This is a genomic window from Neobacillus rhizosphaerae, from assembly GCF_937468385.1.
Classification (GTDB): domain Bacteria; phylum Bacillota; class Bacilli; order Bacillales; family Cytobacillaceae; genus Neobacillus; species Neobacillus rhizosphaerae.
The window spans coordinates 469859-487960 of the sequence record NZ_CALBWS010000001.1 but is presented as its reverse complement, the minus strand read 5'-3'; the positions used below and the strand labels follow the sequence as shown (position 1 = coordinate 487960).

Here is an 18102-nt window from a genome sequence, read left to right as displayed (position 1 = left end):
CAGCATGAAAGCACAGCTTATTTTAGAGGATGGAACAATTTTTGTCGGTGAGGGTTTTGGCAGTCATATGGATACAATGGGTGAAGTTGTCTTTAATACCGGGATGACAGGTTACCAAGAGATTCTTTCAGACCCGTCTTATTGTGGTCAAATTGTTATGCTTACCTATCCGTTAATTGGAAATTACGGGATTAACCGCGATGATTTTGAATCGATTAATCCAGCAGTGAAAGGATTTATTGTTAAAGAAGTCACCGAATTTCCATCCAATTGGCGCAGTGAATTTACCATCGATGAATATTTTAAGATGAAGAAAATTCCCGGAATTGCCGGGATTGATACCCGAAAATTAACAAGGATTATCCGTCAACATGGAACATTAAAAGGAGCGATCTGCAGCATAGAGAGGGATTCGAATGAAGTATTGAGCAGCTTACGGCAAACAAGACTGCCGATTGACCAAGTGAGAACGGTGTCCACGAAAAATTCATACCCAAGCCCTGGCCGGGGGAAAAGAATTGTTCTTGTTGATTTTGGTATGAAGCACGGTATTTTACGAGAATTAAATAACCGTGGTTGCGATGTCATTGTCGTTCCATACCATACAACCGCAGATGAAATCCTCCAATTGCGACCGGACGGAATTATGCTCTCAAATGGGCCTGGAGATCCAAAGGATGTCCCAGAAGGTATCCATATGATTAAACAAGTACTAGGAAGCATACCGATTTTTGGAATTTGCCTTGGGCATCAATTGTTTGCCCTTGCCTGCGGTGCCAATACAGTGAAAATGAAATTCGGCCATCGCGGTTCCAACCATCCTGTCAAGGAACTAGCTACAGGTAAAATTGCGATCACTTCGCAAAACCACGGATACACGGTAGAAACAGAGTCATTACATCAAACAAGATTAGCGATTACACATACTGCTTTGAATGATGGAACAATAGAAGGATTAAAACATTTGGATTATCCTGCCTTTACGGTTCAATATCATCCCGAGGCTTCCCCGGGACCTGAGGATGCAAACAGCTTATTTGAACAGTTTCTTGCCTTGATTGAAGCTGAAAAACAGGAGGTTACAGCAATATGCCAAAACGTACAGAGATAAACTCCATTTTAGTTATCGGATCAGGACCAATTGTTATCGGTCAGGCTGCGGAATTTGACTATGCCGGTACCCAGGCATGTCTTGCACTGAAGGAGGAAGGATATCGTGTCATTCTCGTAAACTCGAATCCGGCAACGATTATGACAGATACAGAAATCGCCGATGCCGTTTATATTGAACCATTAACAGTGGAATTTGTCAGTCGAATTATTCGCAAAGAACGCCCAGATGCTTTGTTAGCTACGCTTGGCGGTCAAACCGGTCTGAACCTTGCTGTGGAGCTAGCAAATTCAGGCGTACTCCAAGAGTGTGAGGTAGAAATATTAGGCACAAAGCTTACGGCAATTAAACAAGCAGAGGACAGAGAATTATTCCGCAGTTTAATGAACGAGTTAGGAGAGCCAATCCCCGATAGTGAAATTGTCCATGAGTTAGAGGAAGCAACAGCTTTTGCTGAAAAAATTGGCTTCCCGGTCATTGTTCGTCCGGCCTATACACTTGGAGGAACTGGCGGTGGCATTTGCCGAAATATTGAAGAGCTAAAGGATACTGTGACAAGCGGACTGAAGAATAGCCCTGTACATCAATGCTTACTTGAAAAAAGCATTGCAGGCTATAAGGAAATTGAATATGAGGTTATGCGTGACGCCGCTGATAACGCGATTGTTGTATGTAACATGGAAAATATCGACCCGGTTGGCGTCCATACAGGAGATTCCATCGTCGTTGCTCCAAGCCAGACCTTAAGCGATCGAGAATACCAACTGCTTAGAAATGTTTCCCTAAAAATCATTCGAGCACTCGGTATTGAAGGCGGCTGTAACGTCCAGCTTGCCTTGGATCCATCAAGTTTTAACTACTATATTATCGAAGTAAATCCTAGGGTAAGCCGGTCATCCGCCCTCGCATCAAAAGCAACGGGCTATCCAATTGCCAAGCTTGCTGCAAAAATTGCTGTTGGTTTAACACTCGATGAGATGCTTAACCCGGTAACGGGAAAAACATATGCCTGTTTCGAACCTGCACTTGACTACATCGTGACGAAAATCCCTAGATGGCCGTTTGATAAATTTGAATCAGGAAACCGTTCACTAGGTACACAAATGAAAGCAACAGGAGAAGTAATGGCGATTGGCCGAACCTTTGAAGAATCGCTTTTAAAAGCCATCCGTTCCCTGGAGGCGGGAGTCTACCATTTTGAATTGAATGGGGCGGATGACATTGATGATGAATTACTCAAAAAACGGATTCTTAATGCGGGAGATGAGCGGCTCTTTTATATTGCGGAAAGCTTAAAGCGGGGTACTTCTATTGAAACCATCCATCAATGGAGCCAAATAGATTTATTTTTCTTAAAGAAAATGGAAGGGTTGATTGAACTCGAGGCCAAGCTTTCTGCTCGCCCATTTGACACGGAACTCCTTAAAGAAGCAAAGCAAAAAGGATTTTCAGATAAAAAAATGGCCGTGCTTTGGAATAGGAGTGAAAGGGAAATATTCCATTTTCGCAAGGAGATTGGGATTGTCCCAGTTTACAAAATGGTGGATACTTGCGCGTCTGAATTCGAGAGTGAAACACCTTATTATTACGGTACCTATGAAGAGGAAAACGAATCGGTTGTTACCGGCAGAAACAGTGTGATTGTTCTGGGCTCAGGTCCAATCCGCATCGGCCAAGGCGTTGAGTTTGATTATGCTACTGTCCATTCGGTTAATGCCATTAAAGAAGCCGGCTATGAGGCCATTATTATCAACAACAATCCGGAAACCGTTTCAACTGATTTCAGTATCTCCGATAAGCTCTACTTTGAGCCACTGACGATTGAGGACGTCATGCCTATCATCGAATTGGAGAATCCGATTGGCGTGGTCGTTCAGTTTGGAGGGCAGACAGCAATCAATCTGGCAGCAGGGCTTGCTGAACATGGGGTGAAAATTTTAGGAACAAGCTTAGAGGATTTGGATCGTGCGGAGGATAGGGATAAATTTGAACAAGCACTCGAGAGGTTAAATATCCCTCAGCCGCTTGGTAAAACAGCCTTATCGGTGGAAGAAGCTGTTGCGATTGCTACAGAAATCGGCTATCCGGTCATCGTCCGCCCATCATATGTTCTCGGCGGCCGTGCGATGGAGATTGTCTACCGTAAGGAAGAACTGCTCTATTATATGGAAAATGCTGTTAAGATCAATCCGGAACATCCAGTCTTGATTGACCGTTATTTAACAGGGAAAGAAATCGAAGTAGACGCCATCTGTGATGGTGAAAATGTATTGATTCCGGGTATTATGGAGCATATTGAACGGGCGGGAGTCCACTCTGGAGATTCAATCGCTGTATATCCGCCGCAGACAATTTCGCAGGATGTGAAAGAAACACTTGTTGAATATACGGAAAAATTGGCTAGGGGCTTAAATATTATCGGGCTGTTAAATATTCAATATGTATTATCTGGGAATCAAGTATATGTTCTTGAAGTTAATCCGCGTTCAAGCCGAACCGTTCCCTTTTTAAGTAAAATTACAAATGTTCCGATGGCGAAAATAGCAACAAAAGCGATTCTAGGAATTTCAATAGAACAACAAGGATACCAGTCTGGGCTTGTTCCAGAACAAAAAGGCGTTTTTGTAAAGGTGCCAGTCTTTTCATTTGCAAAGTTAAAAAGTGTGGATATCACATTAGGACCGGAAATGAAATCAACTGGTGAGGTAATGGGGAAGGATTTGACGCTTGAAAAAGCATTATATAAAGGATTAATCGCCTCAGGCATGAATATTCAAAAGTTTGGAACTGTGTTGTTTACTGTAGCGGACAAAGATAAAAATGAAGCATTAAAACTGGCAGTAAGATTTGCTGCAAACGGCTTCCGCTTAATGGCAACAGGCGGGACAGCTGAGGTTCTTGAGTCCGCTGGTTTAAGGGTAAAGATTGTTGGGAAAATCGGCGCGGAAGGCCAGACACTATTAGATGTCATCCATCGTGGTGAAGCCCAATTCATCATCAATACATTAACAAAAGGAAAACAGCCGGAACGCGACGGATTTAGAATTCGTCGTGAAGCGGTTGAAAATGGGGTTCCATGTCTAACATCACTAGATACTGCCGATGCAATTCTGAAAGTGATTGAATCAATGAACTTTTCAACTGAAGCGATGAATGTTGAGGAAAAGGAGGCTGTGTTTGCATGATTAGAAAAGAGTTATGCAAAATTATCAGCCAAAAGGAAATCGCTAACGACATTTATGAGCTTACAGTCGAAGCTCAATTGGTCAGTGAAATTACAGAACCAGGTCAATTCGTTCATATTCGGGTCTCAAACAGCTGGGACCAGACTTTACGAAGACCGATCAGCATTTCTTCTTATGATAAAAGAATCACGCAATTTACAATGATTTATCGGAAGGAAGGAAAAGGAACTTCAAAGCTTGCCGAAATGGGTCCAGGAATGGAACTAGATATTCTTGGCCCATTAGGAAATGGCTTTTCTGTTGAGGAAGTAAGTAGTGGAGAGACAGCGCTGCTTGTCGGCGGCGGAATTGGTGTACCACCGCTATATGAACTATCCAAGCAGCTAGTGGCCAGAGGGGTGAAAGTCATACACGTTCTCGGGTTTCAAACTGAATCCGCTGTATTTTATGAACAAGAATTTTTGAAAAATGGCGAAACATACGTTGCCACGGTTGATGGTACGTATGGAACAAAAGGGTTTGTCACTGATGTGATGAAAAATTTAAACTTCGATTGTATCTATACATGCGGGCCAACTCCAATGCTCCGTGCAATTGAACGAGGTTATCCAGATAAGAAAGTATTTCTCTCACTAGAGGAAAGAATGGGCTGCGGTGTAGGTGCATGCTTCGCTTGTGTCTGCAAAAAAGCGGACGATCCACTTGGAGTTTCTTATAAAAAAGTTTGCAGCGATGGACCAGTATTCCGTGCAGGGGAGGTATTAATATGATGGGTTTAAACATCGAGTTACCTGGCTTAAAATTAAAAAATCCTATTATGCCTGCCTCCGGTTGCTTCGGTTTTGGCCGCGAGTACAGTCAGTTTTATGATTTAAGCAAACTTGGGGCAATTATGATTAAGGCTACGACTGTAGAACCAAGGTTTGGTAATCCTACACCTAGAGTTGCAGAAACCTCATCAGGAATGTTAAATGCAATCGGACTGCAAAACCCTGGTCTTGAAAAGGTTCTTGGTGGAGAGCTGCCATGGCTTGCACAATATGATGTGCCAATCATCGCCAATATTGCTGGGACATTAGAAGAGGATTATGTTGCGGTAGCCAAAGAAATTTCTAAAGCACCAAATGTTCATGCACTCGAGCTAAATATTTCATGTCCAAATGTGAAAACAGGTGGCATCGCCTTTGGAACGATTCCTGAGGTGGCCAAGCAATTGACGCGGAAGGTGAAAGAAGTTTCCGAGGTGCCGGTCTATGTCAAGCTGTCCCCGAATGTCACTAATATTGTCGAGATGGCAAAGGCAGTGGAGGATGGCGGTGCTGATGGCCTTACGATGATTAATACGCTTGTTGGGATGAGGCTTGATTTAAAAACTGGCAAGCCGATTTTAGCAAATCGGACCGGAGGGCTATCTGGGCCTGCGATTAAGCCAGTGGCGATTCGGATGATTTATGATGTAAGCCAAGCCGTTTCGATTCCGATTATCGGGATGGGCGGTATTCAATCTGCTGAAGATGTGATTGAGTTCTGTTATGCAGGAGCCAGTGCCGTAGCGGTCGGAACAGCGAATTTCGTCGATCCATTTGTTTGTCCAACCATTATTGAAGAACTGCCCTTGTTATTAAAAAAATTAGGGTTTGAACATATCAGTGAATGTACAGGAAGGAGCTGGAAATAGCATGGACAATTCGCTTATCATCGCGCTTGATTTTGCTAACAGAAGCGAAGTAGCTCGTTTTTTGGAACCGTTTGGGGACAGGGAGCTTTTTCTAAAGGTGGGAATGGAATTGTTTTACCAGGAAGGTCCTTCCATCGTTCAGCTATTAAAAGAAAAAGGACATCAAATTTTTCTAGATTTAAAGCTTCATGATATTCCGAATACGGTTTTTGGGGCAATGAAGGGGCTAGCCCAATTGGAATGTGATCTGGTGAATGTCCACGCTGCTGGAGGAAAAGAGATGATGCAAGCGGCATTAGAAGGCTTGTCGGCCGGAACAGCATCAGGACGAAAACGTCCAAATTGCATTGCAGTAACCCAACTGACAAGCACCTCGCAAGAACAGATGAATAAAGAACAACTCATTCCCATTACTTTGAATGAGTCAGTGCTGCATTATGCTTCGTTAGCAAAAGATGCGGGTCTAGATGGAGTAGTATGCTCAGCATGGGAATCCGTATCGATTCATGATAACACAGGAAACTCATTTATAACCGTTTGCCCTGGAATCAGAATGGAGTCTGATCATGTTGGTGACCAAAAACGTGTTGCTACTCCCGAATTTGCAAGAAATGCAGGTGTAAGTGCTATTGTTGTCGGACGTGCGATTACACGGTCTGCTGATCCTGCAAACAGCTATGAACAATGGATGGAAGCATGGAAGGGAGTACACCAATGAAACATTTAATTGCTGAAAAACTATTAGAAATCAATGCAGTTGCTTTAAGACCGCATGATCCATTTACTTGGACTTCTGGACTTCGTTCCCCGATTTATTGTGATAATCGTCTTACACTTTCCTATCCTGCAGTTAGAAGAGAGATTGCCGAGGGATTAAAGACACTCATTCTTGAAAACTTTCAAGATGTAGAAGTTATTGCCGGAACGGCAACAGCGGGAATTCCACATGCTGCCTGGGTAAGCGAGCTTCTAGACTTGCCCATGTGCTATGTTCGTTCCAAAGCGAAGGGACATGGAAAAGGGAACCAGATTGAAGGAAAAATTGAGCAAGGTCAAAAAGTGGTGGTAGTTGAGGATTTGATTTCAACTGGGGGAAGTGTGATAACTGCAGTACAGGCATTAAGGGAGTCAGGCTGTGAGGTGCTTGGGGTTGTGTCCATTTTTACATATGGACTTGAAAAAGGGATAGAAAGATTTGCACAGGAAAGAATTAAGAGTCAGTCGTTAACCGATTTTCCTAGATTAGTAGAGACAGCTATTGAAAAAGGCTACATTAGTGAAAGCGACCAGGAAAGTTTACTTTCATGGAGCAAGGACCCTGCTGAATGGAGTAAGTGGTATGAATAAACAAAAAGCCCCGAATCTGGGGCTTTCCTAATTTTTCTTTAATTTAAGTACTAATTCCTCATCAGGTGTCACATATACCGTCTGCTGATTATCATAAATGACAAATCCTGGCTTGGCCCCGCTAGGTTTTTTTACATGACGGACTTTTGTATAATCGACAGGTACGGAACTGGAATTTCTTGCCTTGCTGTAATATGCCGCTAAAGCTGCAGCTTCCCGAATAGTCCCTTCAGAAGGTTCTTTACTGCGAATGACCACATGGGATCCAGGGATATCCTTCGTATGCAGCCAAATTTCATCTCTAGCTGCCAGTTTATTTGTTAAATAATCATTTTGCTTATTATTTTTTCCAACAATGATATCCGTACTGTCTGAGGCAATAAAGTGATCCAAAACCGGCTTCGCATTCTGCACTTTCTTTCCGTTTCTTTTCTGCCTTTCGCGGATATAGCCGCCCTCGACTAGTTCCTCCCGAATCTCTTGAATATCCTTCGGGGATGCAGCCTGTACCTGTTGTTGTAAATTATCAAAATACTCGACTTCCTCACGAGCCTTGTCAATTTGTTCAACCACCACGGCTAAAGCATTCTTCGCTTTTTGGTATTTGGAAAAAAACTTTTGCGCATTTTCTGATGGTGTCTTTCTTGGGTCTAGCGGAATCGCAATCATTCCACCAAATTCATCATAATAATTGAGAACCTCAATTTCCTTCATACCCTTTTTGGCTGCGTAAAGATTAGCAGTTAAAAGCTCTCCATGACGCTGATACTGCTCTGCCTTTTCCGCTTCCTTTAACGTATCCTTTAACTTTTTAATTTTCTTTTCATTTTTTTCTTTCTCATTACTAATAAAGCGTTCGATATCATTTCCTTGCTGCTTAACCCTGTCACGTTCTGCTTTGCCGAAATAATACCGATCAAGCATCTCGCTTAGAGTCGGAAAGTTTTTCATTTCTCCATTTAAATGTTCAAGGGGAAATAAATAAAACGATTCCTTTCCATTTGAAGACATTATTGAAGGAGAAATATTCCCTGAAGCTATTTTTTTTATTAAACGGACAAACGTCTCCGGCACAGTAGTGCGATTAGCAAGACCGCTTTGAAAAATAACTTCCTTAGCAAAGAGCGGTGAGGTGCCAGCGAACTGCTCAACTAATTGGCGGTCTATTTTTCCTGCATTAAAATCAATTTTTCTTAAAATATCATCTTCCCCTGAAGTAAACGGATTATGCTTATGCTGTTCAGGAGGAGAAACATACGGTTGTCCTGGCAATATCGCCCTATGGCTGTTCACGGCAAAGGAGATATGTTTGATACTATCAAGAATGACATTGCGCGTTTTATCGACCAAAACGATATTACTATGACGCCCCATAATTTCAATAATTAATTGTTTATAGCTAATATCGCCGATTTCATTCCGACCTTTAATTTCAAAAATAATCATCCGATCATTTTCAATCTGATATAAATCCTCCAAAATGTAACCCTCAATATGCTTCCTGAGCAGCATACAAAACATCGGCGGTTCACTCGGATTATCATAAGCTTCATTCGTTAACTGTACCCTTGCATAACTTGGGTGTGCAGATAAAAGTAGTTTTTGATTGACTCCGTTTGCCCGGATGGTAAGAATCACTTCATTTTTATAGGGCTGATGTACTTTGTTAATCCGCCCGCCCTTTAAGGAACGAACAAGCTCATCAGCCATTGCTTTTGTAAATAACCCATCAAATGACATTAAAAACATCCTTTTCTTCAAACATATGAATTCATTATATCCTACTTAGCGAAAATCTGTCTTATTTTCCCCTGACATTAACGTTAATCATAGCATTTTTTGGGACGACCCTGAATAAGCTTACCTTAGAGAAAGTCTCTTATATTAAAGGGGGAAGTGAGATGGTCGGATGAAATTCCATGAAATGAAGATAGAACAAGTAGAAAAGGCCTTAGAAACCGACTTTTCTTCTGGGTTAGCACAAGAAGAAGTAAAGAAGCGGATCAACCAGCATGGACTAAATGAATTGGACGAGGGAGAAAAGCAATCGGCTTTACTCTTATTTTTTAGTCAATTTAAAGATTTTATGGTTTTAGTGCTCCTTGCTGCCACCTTGATTTCCGGATTGCTTGGTGAGTATATTGATGCGATTGCCATTATCGCAATCGTCATCATTAATGGCTGTCTTGGTTTTTACCAAGAACGTCGTGCGGAGAAATCTCTCCAAGCTTTGAAGGAATTATCTGCTCCCCAAGTTTCGGTCCTGAGAGAGGGAAAATGGTTTAAAGTTCCCTCAAAAGAAATTGTTATTGGTGATATTTTAAAGTTTGCCAGTGGCGACCGAATTGGCGCTGATGTCCGAGTCATTGAATCCAAAAGCTTAGAAATTGAAGAATCTGCACTAACAGGTGAGTCTGTTCCCGTTTCGAAGCATATAGATTGTTTAACAAATCCTAACCCGGGTATTGGTGATATGGAGAACATCGCCTTTATGGGTACGATGATAACGAGAGGAAGCGGTTTAGGAGTCGTGATTGCGACCGGCATGAAAACAGCAATGGGTCAAATTGCTGATTTACTTCAAAACGCAGAAACTCAAGACACTCCTCTACAGCGCCGCTTAGAGCAGTTGGGGAAAATATTAATTACTGTCGCCTTACTTTTAACCGTCCTGGTTGTAGTAGTCGGTGTTTTACGGGGTCATGAAATTTACGAGATGTTTTTAGCAGGTGTTTCACTTGCTGTAGCAGCGATACCTGAAGGGCTCCCAGCGATTGTGACCGTTGCCTTATCCCTTGGTGTTCAAAAAATGATCAAGAAAAATGCGATTGTCCGGAAGCTCCCGGCTGTTGAAACCCTTGGCTGTGCCTCCATTATTTGCTCTGACAAAACAGGCACGATGACGCAAAACAAAATGACGGTTACTCATTTATGGAGCGGTGGAAAAACATGGACTGTCGATGGAGTTGGGTACAAGCCGCAGGGTAGTTTTTATCGAAACAATCAAATGGTTTCCCCAAAGGATGAAAAAACCTTGCAGCAAATGCTGCTTTTCGGAATGTTATGTAACCATTCGGATTTAGTTATCAAGGATGATGATTTCATTCTTGACGGTGACCCAACAGAGGGGGCGCTGTTGGTCAGTGCGATGAAAGCAGGATTCCATCGCCCTAAATTATTAGATGAATTCATTATTGTTAATGAATTTCCATTTGATTCGGGCAGAAAAATGATGAGTATTCATGTGAAAGATAAGCAAGACCGGCATTTTATTGTTACTAAAGGTGCGCCAGACGTCATTTTAGGTATTAGTGAATCGATTCTTTGGGATGAACGAACGCAATTCTTAAATAAGCAAACACAAGTCAAAGTTCAAGAAGCGATAGATGGTCTCGCTTCACAGGCACTTCGAACAATTGCGATTGCTTTTAAGCCAATTCCAGCAAGCACCATTATCTTAAGTGAACAGGAGGCAGAGAAAAAATTAACCTTTATTGGTGTCCAGGGAATGATTGACCCGCCTAGACCTGAAGTAAAGGAAGCAGTAAAGGAATGTAAGGAAGCAGGTATAAAAACGATAATGATTACTGGTGACCATGTAATAACCGCCAAAGCGATTGCATCCCAGTTAGGGATTTTAACGAAAAATAGCAAGGTGCTTGATGGAAAAGCCTTATCTCAAATGTCAGTGGAAGAGCTGGAAGAAGTGGTCGATGATGTTTCGGTGTTTGCCAGAGTTTCACCAGAGCATAAGCTGAAGATCGTAAAAGCTTTACAAAACCAGGGACATATTGTAGCGATGACGGGTGATGGTGTCAATGATGCCCCGGCCATCAAGGCAGCAGATATCGGGGTGGCGATGGGAATCACCGGAACAGATGTTGCCAAAGAAGCATCGGCTCTTATCTTATTGGACGATAATTTTGCTACGATTAAGGCGGCGATTAAAGAGGGCAGAAACATCTATGAAAATATTCGTAAATTTGTCCGCTATTTACTGGCTTCAAATGTTGGAGAAATATTAGTGATGCTGTTTGCGATGCTTTTAGGACTGCCGTTGCCGCTTGTACCTATCCAAATTCTTTGGGTGAATTTGGTAACAGATGGGCTCCCGGCTATGGCTCTTGGTCTTGATCGTCCTGAAGAAAATGTGATGAAACGGAGGCCGAGAAGTCCTAATGAAGGTGTTTTTTCACGCGGACTTGGCTGGAAGGTTATTTCAAGGGGATTCTTAATTGGTATCGTAACTTTGTTGGCCTTTATGATTGTTTACCAAAACAATAAAGCTCAGCTGCCTTATGCACAAACCGTAGCTTTTGCCACCCTCGTAATGGCCCAGCTGATTCATGTGTTTGACTGTCGAAGTGAAAAATCAGTGCTGTCGAGAAACCCATTTGGAAATCGATATCTTGTTTGGGCAGTCCTTTCTTCGCTTGCGTTAATGCTTGTGGTTATTTACTATCCGCCACTACAGCCAGTTTTCCACACTCTGCCAATTGCGGCCAAAGACTGGCTCTTAATCGTTGGACTATCATCAATTCCAACTTTTTTATTAGCAGGATCATTTTTGTTAAGAAAAACAAAATAAAGTATGTTATAATCCAAAAGGTAATAGAATCCATTCTATTGCCTTTTGTCTTTTTTATATAGTATAGAAAACCGATCATTTTTTCAAAGATTGGATGTGCGAGTGAATGGTTATTAGTATGACAGGCTTTGGAAGAGGAAAGACTGAATCGGATTCTTTCTCAGTTAATGTGGAAGTAAAAACAGTTAACCACCGTTTTTGCGAAATAAATATCCGAATGCCAAGACAGCTATTAAAAATAGAAGATAAAATGAAAAAGAAATTAAACCAGCATATCCGTCGTGGAAGGGCTGAGGTTTATGTAAGTGTTGAAGGTGAAGGTGTCGTTACCCGAAAAGTCCATGTAGATTGGAAGCTGGTTGAAGAATACTACCAATTCATCAAGCAGGCACGTGAAAAGTTTGGGATTGAAGGAACAATCACACTTCAGGATTTGCTTAATCGAACAGACCTTTTACATATAGAAGAAAGTGAAGCTGGCAATGAAGAGCTCGAGAATTTAGTTCTAACCGCAACGGAAGAAGCAGTGGTGTTGCTAAAACAAATGAGAATGGCTGAAGGAGAAGAAATTAAAAAAGATTTACAAGCAATTCTTTCGCAATTAGAAGCAAATCTATTTGAACTTCAGAGGTTTGCTCCGTTCGTTGTTCAATCATTTAAAGACCGTTTGACGAAGAGAATGCAGGAGTTTGTTAATGGGAAGATAGATGACACAAGGATTTTAACCGAAGTGGCTGTTTTTGCTGACAAAGCTGATATTAATGAAGAAATAACAAGATTAAAAAGCCACATTCAACAATTCATGCACACTATTAATGATCATGAACCTATTGGGAGAAAACTTGATTTTCTTGTTCAAGAAATGAATAGAGAGGCAAACACCATCGGTTCCAAAGCAAATGATTCTAACATTGCGAAACAGGTAGTCGAAATAAAAAGCTTACTTGAGAAACTGAAGGAACAAGTACAAAATATCGAATAGGACTTGTTTAGAAACTGTATTAGACGGTCAAAATATATTATTAATGATTGGATGAAGACCATGTCGATTAAATTGATTAATATTGGATTTGGAAATATCGTTTCTGCCAACCGAATTATTTCAATTGTCAGCCCTGAATCTGCCCCAATAAAGAGAATTATTCAAGATGCCCGTGACCGGGGATCTTTGATTGATGCTACATATGGAAGACGTACACGTGCTGTGATTGTCATGGATAGCGATCATGTCATCCTCTCAGCTGTACAGCCTGAAACGGTTGCCCATCGCTTAACAGACCGCGATGATACTATTGATGAAGGGTAGGATTTTTGAAAATGCAGGAAAAAGGATTGCTGATTGTACTTTCTGGGCCATCCGGGGTTGGAAAAGGAACAGTTCGAAAAGAGATTTTTTCTCATCCAGATACGGCGTTTGAATATTCGATTTCCATGACAACCCGTTTGCCACGCGAAGGGGAGAAGGATGGAGTAGATTATTTCTTTAAGTCAAGAGAAGAGTTTGAAAAATTAATCAGACAAGGCAAGCTGTTAGAATATGCCGAATTTGTCGGAAACTATTATGGGACTCCTGTTGATTATGTGCGGCAAACCTTGGATGCTGGTAAAGATGTGTTTTTAGAAATTGAAGTAAAGGGTGCCCGCCAAGTTCGTGAAAAGTTTCCTGAAGGGTTATTTATCTTCCTTATGCCGCCAAGTTTAACCGAATTGAAAAATCGAATTGTAACAAGAGGTACCGAAACAGATGACATCATCCACAATCGAATGCTGTCTGCCCGTGAAGAAATTGAAATGATGGAATTATATGATTATGTTGTTGAAAATGACCAAGTCGATCTTGCCTGTGAACGCGTAAGAGCCATTGTTACAGCTGAACATTGCCGCAGGGAACGAGTCGAACATCGTTATAAAAAATTGTTGGAGGTTGAATAGAATGTTATATCCATCTATTGATTCATTGCTTGAAAAAATTGATTCTAAATACTCACTGGTATCTGTTGCTGCGAAACGTGCTCGTGTGATGTCTCAGGTAAGAGATGAAAGGCTGCCAAAATATGTTTCCTATAAATTTGTAGGAAAAGCATTAGAGGAAATTTATAGCGGTGAGCTGACATACCGGATTTCTAAAAAAGCAGAAGGATCTGCTGAATAATCGAAAATAGTAACCAACAGCTTGTAAATCATGAAAGAAGGTCTGACGACAAAGGAAAACTCCTTAAGTGTCAGCCTTTTTTATTTTTAGGCTATGTTAATGTTCATAGTTGATTTTGCCAATATGTTGATTAGAGCGGAAGGCGCGAGACTCCTGCGGGAAAAGCAGGTCAAGGGAGACCCCGCAGGCGCGATTAGTGCCGAGGAGGCTCCCGACCGCCCGCGGAAAGCGAGTGCCTGGAGCGGAAATCAACAGACAAGTTTAACATAGCCTATTTTTAAAAAATTTTGTCGAATTCAGTAAGGAAAAAGATGAAATATTGATTCTGTTCAATCATAATAGGAGAAAAGAAAGAATGATCTAGAAATGGGGGATTCGGGTGACAGTAAAGGATAAGAAAATATTATTATGTGTTACCGGAGGAATAGCAGTATATAAGGCAGCTGCCTTGACAAGTAAGCTTGCTCAAGCTGGAGCACATGTGAAAGTTATGTTGAGCGAATCTGCAGCTAAGTTCGTTACCCCGCTAACTTTTCAAGCATTAGCACGCAATGAAGTGTATACAGATACTTTTGATGAAAAAAATCCACAAGTAATTGCTCATATTGACCTTGCTGACTGGGCCGATTTAATTCTTGTCGCACCTGCAACCGCCAATACAATCGCAAAATTAGCTGCTGGAATTGCCGATAATATGATTACAACCACGCTGTTAGCTGCTACGGCCCCTGTTTGGGTTGCCCCTGCGATGAATGTACATATGTACGATCATCCGGCAGTAAAAAAGAATCTTTCCATATTAGCTGAATATGGATATCAATTCATCGAACCGAGTGAAGGTTGGCTTGCCTGCGGCTATGTTGGTAAAGGCCGATTAGAGGAGCCAGAGAAAATAGTGGAGTTGATTCAAAAATTCTTTGGGAATAATGATGGAAAACAATTAACGGGGAAAACAGTATTAATTACGGCAGGACCGACAAGGGAAAAAATTGACCCGGTCCGCTTCATTTCCAATCATTCAAGCGGCAAGATGGGATATGCCCTTGCTGAAGAGGCGAAAAGACAGGGCGCGCATGTGGTATTAGTTTCCGGCCCAGTTCAATTACAGGCCCCTTCCGGTGTGGATATTGTCAAGGTCGAGAGCGCAGAAGAAATGTACAGTGCAGTTTTAAGCTATTTTGATGGAGCAGATATCGTGATAAAAACGGCGGCAGTTGCCGATTACCGCCCCAAAATTGCCCATGATCATAAGGTGAAAAAACAGTCCGGAGACACGACAATAGAACTTGAAAGAACAAAAGATATCTTGTTTGAACTAGGACAACGAAAGAAGAAACAATTACTGGTTGGCTTTGCAGCTGAAACAAATAATGTGGAAGAGTACGCAAGAAAAAAATTATTCGCGAAAAATGCTGATATGATTGTCGCTAATAATGTAAAAGCTGACGGGGCAGGGTTTGGCTCCGATACAAATATAGTAACCCTGTTTAAGCCAAATGGGTCTATTACCAAATTACCGCTTATGACTAAAACAGCAGTAGCAGAAAAAATAATCGAAGAAATTACTTCGCTTCTGAAGGAAATGGGTAAAAATGGAGATTGCTAGTGTGATTGTTGATGTTCCGACAAAACAAACGGATAGGGCTTTCGATTATTTAATTCCAGATCAATGGAGGGAAACCATCCAACCTGGAATGAGAGTAATTGTTCCGTTTGGTCCAAGAAATATTCAAGGATTTGTCGTTGAGTTAAAAAAAGAATCTGAGTTAAAGCAGTTAAGAGAAATCATCGAGCCAATGGATCTTGAACCTGTTTTAAATAAGGAATTACTAGCACTTGGGAACTGGCTTATGGAAACTACGCTCTGCTTTAAAATATTTGCCTATCAAGTGATGCTTCCGGCCGCCTTAAAAGCGAAATATGAAAAGATGGTGAAACTGGCTCCAGGTGTGGGATTAGATTCACTACCCTCCCCTCTTCGTGCTTTTTTTTCAAAGGATGGAAAACTGGATTGGGTAGATGCCTTAAAGAATGGAATTGTTTCCTTGTTACAAAAGGAAACTGCAAAAGGTCATCTTGAAGTCAATTACATCGTTAAGGAAAAAGTTAAGAAAAAACAACGAAAATATATCCGTCCACACGTTCCCCTTGCTGCATTAAAGGAGGAAATGGAGCGATTACCAGCAAATGCTGAAAAGCAAAAGCAGGTATTAAATTATTTTGTCGAACATTTTACTGCAGTTGAATTGAGGCTACTAGTCGCTGAGGTAAACGCAACGGCTTCGACTGTTAAAGCTCTAGTTGGTAAAAAGCTTTTAGCTGAAGAGGAAATGGAAGTTTACCGCGACCCGTATGAGCATCGGACATTCGAACGAACGAAACCATTGCCCTTAACAAAGGACCAACAAATCGCTATCGTGCCGATTTTAAATGCGCTTGAACAAAACCTGCACGAAGTATTTTTGCTTTATGGAGTAACGGGCAGTGGAAAAACGGAAATCTACCTGCAATCCATTCAAGAAGTAATTGAAAAAGGGCAGGAAGCGATCGTCCTAGTACCGGAAATCTCTCTCACCCCGCAGATGGTGAATCGTTTTAAGGGCAGGTTCGGAGATTTAGTCGCTGTTTTACACAGCGGTTTGTCAGCTGGAGAAAAATATGATGAGTGGCGCAAGATTCAACGGAAAGAAGTAAAGGTCGTCGTTGGAGCGAGATCAGCTATTTTTGCACCATTTGAGAACCTTGGTATTATTATTATTGATGAAGAGCACGAAACGAGTTATAAACAAGAAGAAATGCCACGGTATCATGCAAGGGATGTAGCAATTGAAAGGGCAAAAACCTACAGTTGCCCCGTTATACTTGGTAGTGCGACACCTTCACTTGAATCCTTTGCCCGAGCACAAAAAAAGGTGTATCACCTTTTATCACTGCCAAGTCGGATGAATAATCAACCTCTTCCAGCTGTTGAAATCATTGACATGCGCGAGGAACTCCGCGAAGGGAATCGGTCGATGTTTTCACGTAAGCTTTTCGAAATGCTCAAAGACCGATTAGAGAAGCAGCAGCAATCTGTCTTATTTTTAAATAAACGCGGCCATTCATCGTTTGTAATGTGTCGTGATTGCGGTTATGTAATGAATTGTCCCAACTGCGACATCTCACTTACTTATCACCGCGTTAATGAGCAGATGAAATGTCATTATTGCGGTTATGAAAGCTTTGTTCCTAAGGTGTGTCCGGAGTGTTCGAGTGAATATATTCGCTATTTTGGGACGGGGACACAAAAGGTAGAGGATGAGTTGGGGAAAATTCTTCCCGAAGCAAGGATCATTCGGATGGATGTTGATACAACCGGTCGAAAAGGCTCACACGAACGGCTGTTAAGGGATTTTCAAGATGGAAAAGCGGATATTCTTCTAGGGACGCAAATGATTGCAAAAGGACTGGATTTTCCTAATATCACCCTTGTTGGCGTGCTTTCAGCCGATACGATGCTGCATTTACCTGATTTCCGTGCGTCTGAAAAAACTTTTCAATTGCTAACACAAGTAAGCGGACGGGCAGGCCGTCATCAATTACCTGGTGAAGTTATTATTCAAACCTATACACCTGAACACTACAGCGTGGAACTTGCAGGAACACAAGACTATGACCTTTTTTATCAGCAGGAGATGATGATCCGAAAAACGCATCATTATCCACCGTTCTATTATCTATCACTTATTACAGTCAGTCATGATCAGTTATTAGCCGTTGTAACAGCCACAGAGAAAATCGTAAACTATGTCCGCTTACGATTGTCGGACGCTGCAGTGATTTTAGGACCTGCAGCTTCGCCGATACCTAGGATTAATAATAGATATCGTTATCAATGTCTGATAAAATACAAACGGGAACCGAACTTGACGAAAACATTAAAAACGATCCTTGATCAATATCAAAAGGATACGAAAAGTGGACTGCAGGTTTCAATCGATGTAAACCCGTTTATCTTAATGTAAACTGGGTGAAAATAATAAAAAAAATAAAAGGCCGCCT

General features: G+C 41.6%; 14 protein-coding genes. 13 read left to right on the top strand and 1 reads right to left on the bottom strand.

All coding sequences use genetic code 11. The features are described 5' to 3' along the window. Positions 1-4: 4 nt before the first annotated feature. From M5A78_RS02315 to pyrE, 6 genes are read left to right on the top strand one after another with little or no spacing between them, the layout of a single operon-like run. Positions 5-1111 carry a carbamoyl phosphate synthase small subunit gene (locus tag M5A78_RS02315; protein ID WP_248733650.1) on the top strand — a complete coding sequence of 369 codons (1107 nt, stop codon included), beginning with the start codon at positions 5-7 and terminating at the stop codon, positions 1109-1111. Next, positions 1090-4296, top strand: coding sequence for a carbamoyl-phosphate synthase large subunit (gene carB / locus M5A78_RS02310; RefSeq protein ID WP_248733649.1), 3207 nt, complete (start codon positions 1090-1092; stop codon positions 4294-4296). The genes M5A78_RS02315 and carB overlap by 22 nt, the downstream gene beginning before the upstream one ends. Next, entirely contained in the window at positions 4293-5066 is a 774-nt protein-coding gene (locus M5A78_RS02305; RefSeq protein WP_248733648.1) for a dihydroorotate dehydrogenase electron transfer subunit, read from the top strand. Before carB ends, M5A78_RS02305 begins: the two co-directional genes overlap by 4 nt. Then, positions 5063-5974, top strand: a complete 912-nt coding sequence (locus M5A78_RS02300; protein ID WP_248733647.1) for a dihydroorotate dehydrogenase — start codon at positions 5063-5065, stop codon at positions 5972-5974. The genes M5A78_RS02305 and M5A78_RS02300 overlap by 4 nt, the downstream gene beginning before the upstream one ends. A gap of 1 nt (position 5975) precedes the next feature. Next, positions 5976-6692 carry an orotidine-5'-phosphate decarboxylase gene (gene pyrF / locus M5A78_RS02295; RefSeq protein WP_248733646.1) on the top strand — a complete coding sequence of 239 codons (717 nt, stop codon included), beginning with the start codon at positions 5976-5978 and terminating at the stop codon, positions 6690-6692. Further along, positions 6689-7321 (top strand): orotate phosphoribosyltransferase, encoded by a 633-nt coding sequence (gene pyrE, locus M5A78_RS02290; RefSeq protein WP_248733645.1) that lies wholly within the window; start codon positions 6689-6691, stop codon positions 7319-7321. Before pyrF ends, pyrE begins: the two co-directional genes overlap by 4 nt. A gap of 27 nt (positions 7322-7348) precedes the next feature. Here pyrE and M5A78_RS02285 read toward each other — a convergent pair whose 3' ends face one another. Then, entirely contained in the window at positions 7349-9061 is a 1713-nt protein-coding gene (locus tag M5A78_RS02285; protein ID WP_248733644.1) for an Rqc2 family fibronectin-binding protein, read from the bottom strand. Between the two features lie 169 nt (positions 9062-9230). Between M5A78_RS02285 and M5A78_RS02280 the strand changes: the two genes are divergently transcribed. The 7 genes from M5A78_RS02280 to priA all read left to right on the top strand — a co-directional run bounded on the left by M5A78_RS02280 (position 9231) and on the right by priA (position 18065). Then, positions 9231-11909, top strand: coding sequence for a calcium-translocating P-type ATPase, SERCA-type (locus tag M5A78_RS02280; protein ID WP_248733643.1), 2679 nt, complete (start codon positions 9231-9233; stop codon positions 11907-11909). Positions 11910-12015: 106 nt separating this feature from the next. After that, positions 12016-12891, top strand: a complete 876-nt coding sequence (locus tag M5A78_RS02275; RefSeq protein WP_248733642.1) for a YicC/YloC family endoribonuclease — start codon at positions 12016-12018, stop codon at positions 12889-12891. Between the two features lie 60 nt (positions 12892-12951). Further along, on the top strand, positions 12952-13215 hold the full coding sequence (remA, locus tag M5A78_RS02270) for an extracellular matrix/biofilm regulator RemA (protein WP_024030186.1): 264 nt from the start codon (positions 12952-12954) through the stop codon (positions 13213-13215). An 11-nt stretch (positions 13216-13226) separates the two neighbouring features. Beyond that, entirely contained in the window at positions 13227-13841 is a 615-nt protein-coding gene (gene gmk / locus M5A78_RS02265) for a guanylate kinase (RefSeq protein ID WP_248733641.1), read from the top strand. Position 13842: 1 nt separating this feature from the next. Further along, positions 13843-14061 carry a DNA-directed RNA polymerase subunit omega gene (gene rpoZ / locus M5A78_RS02260; RefSeq protein WP_248733640.1) on the top strand — a complete coding sequence of 73 codons (219 nt, stop codon included), beginning with the start codon at positions 13843-13845 and terminating at the stop codon, positions 14059-14061. A 379-nt stretch (positions 14062-14440) separates the two neighbouring features. Continuing rightward, a complete protein-coding gene (gene coaBC / locus M5A78_RS02255) occupies positions 14441-15667 on the top strand; it encodes a bifunctional phosphopantothenoylcysteine decarboxylase/phosphopantothenate--cysteine ligase CoaBC (protein ID WP_248733639.1) in 1227 nt (408 codons plus the stop codon). Further along, positions 15654-18065: a primosomal protein N' gene (gene priA / locus M5A78_RS02250; RefSeq protein WP_248733638.1), complete on the top strand. Its 2412-nt coding sequence runs from the start codon at positions 15654-15656 to the stop codon at positions 18063-18065. Before coaBC ends, priA begins: the two co-directional genes overlap by 14 nt. The last annotated feature ends 37 nt before the right edge of the window (positions 18066-18102 follow it).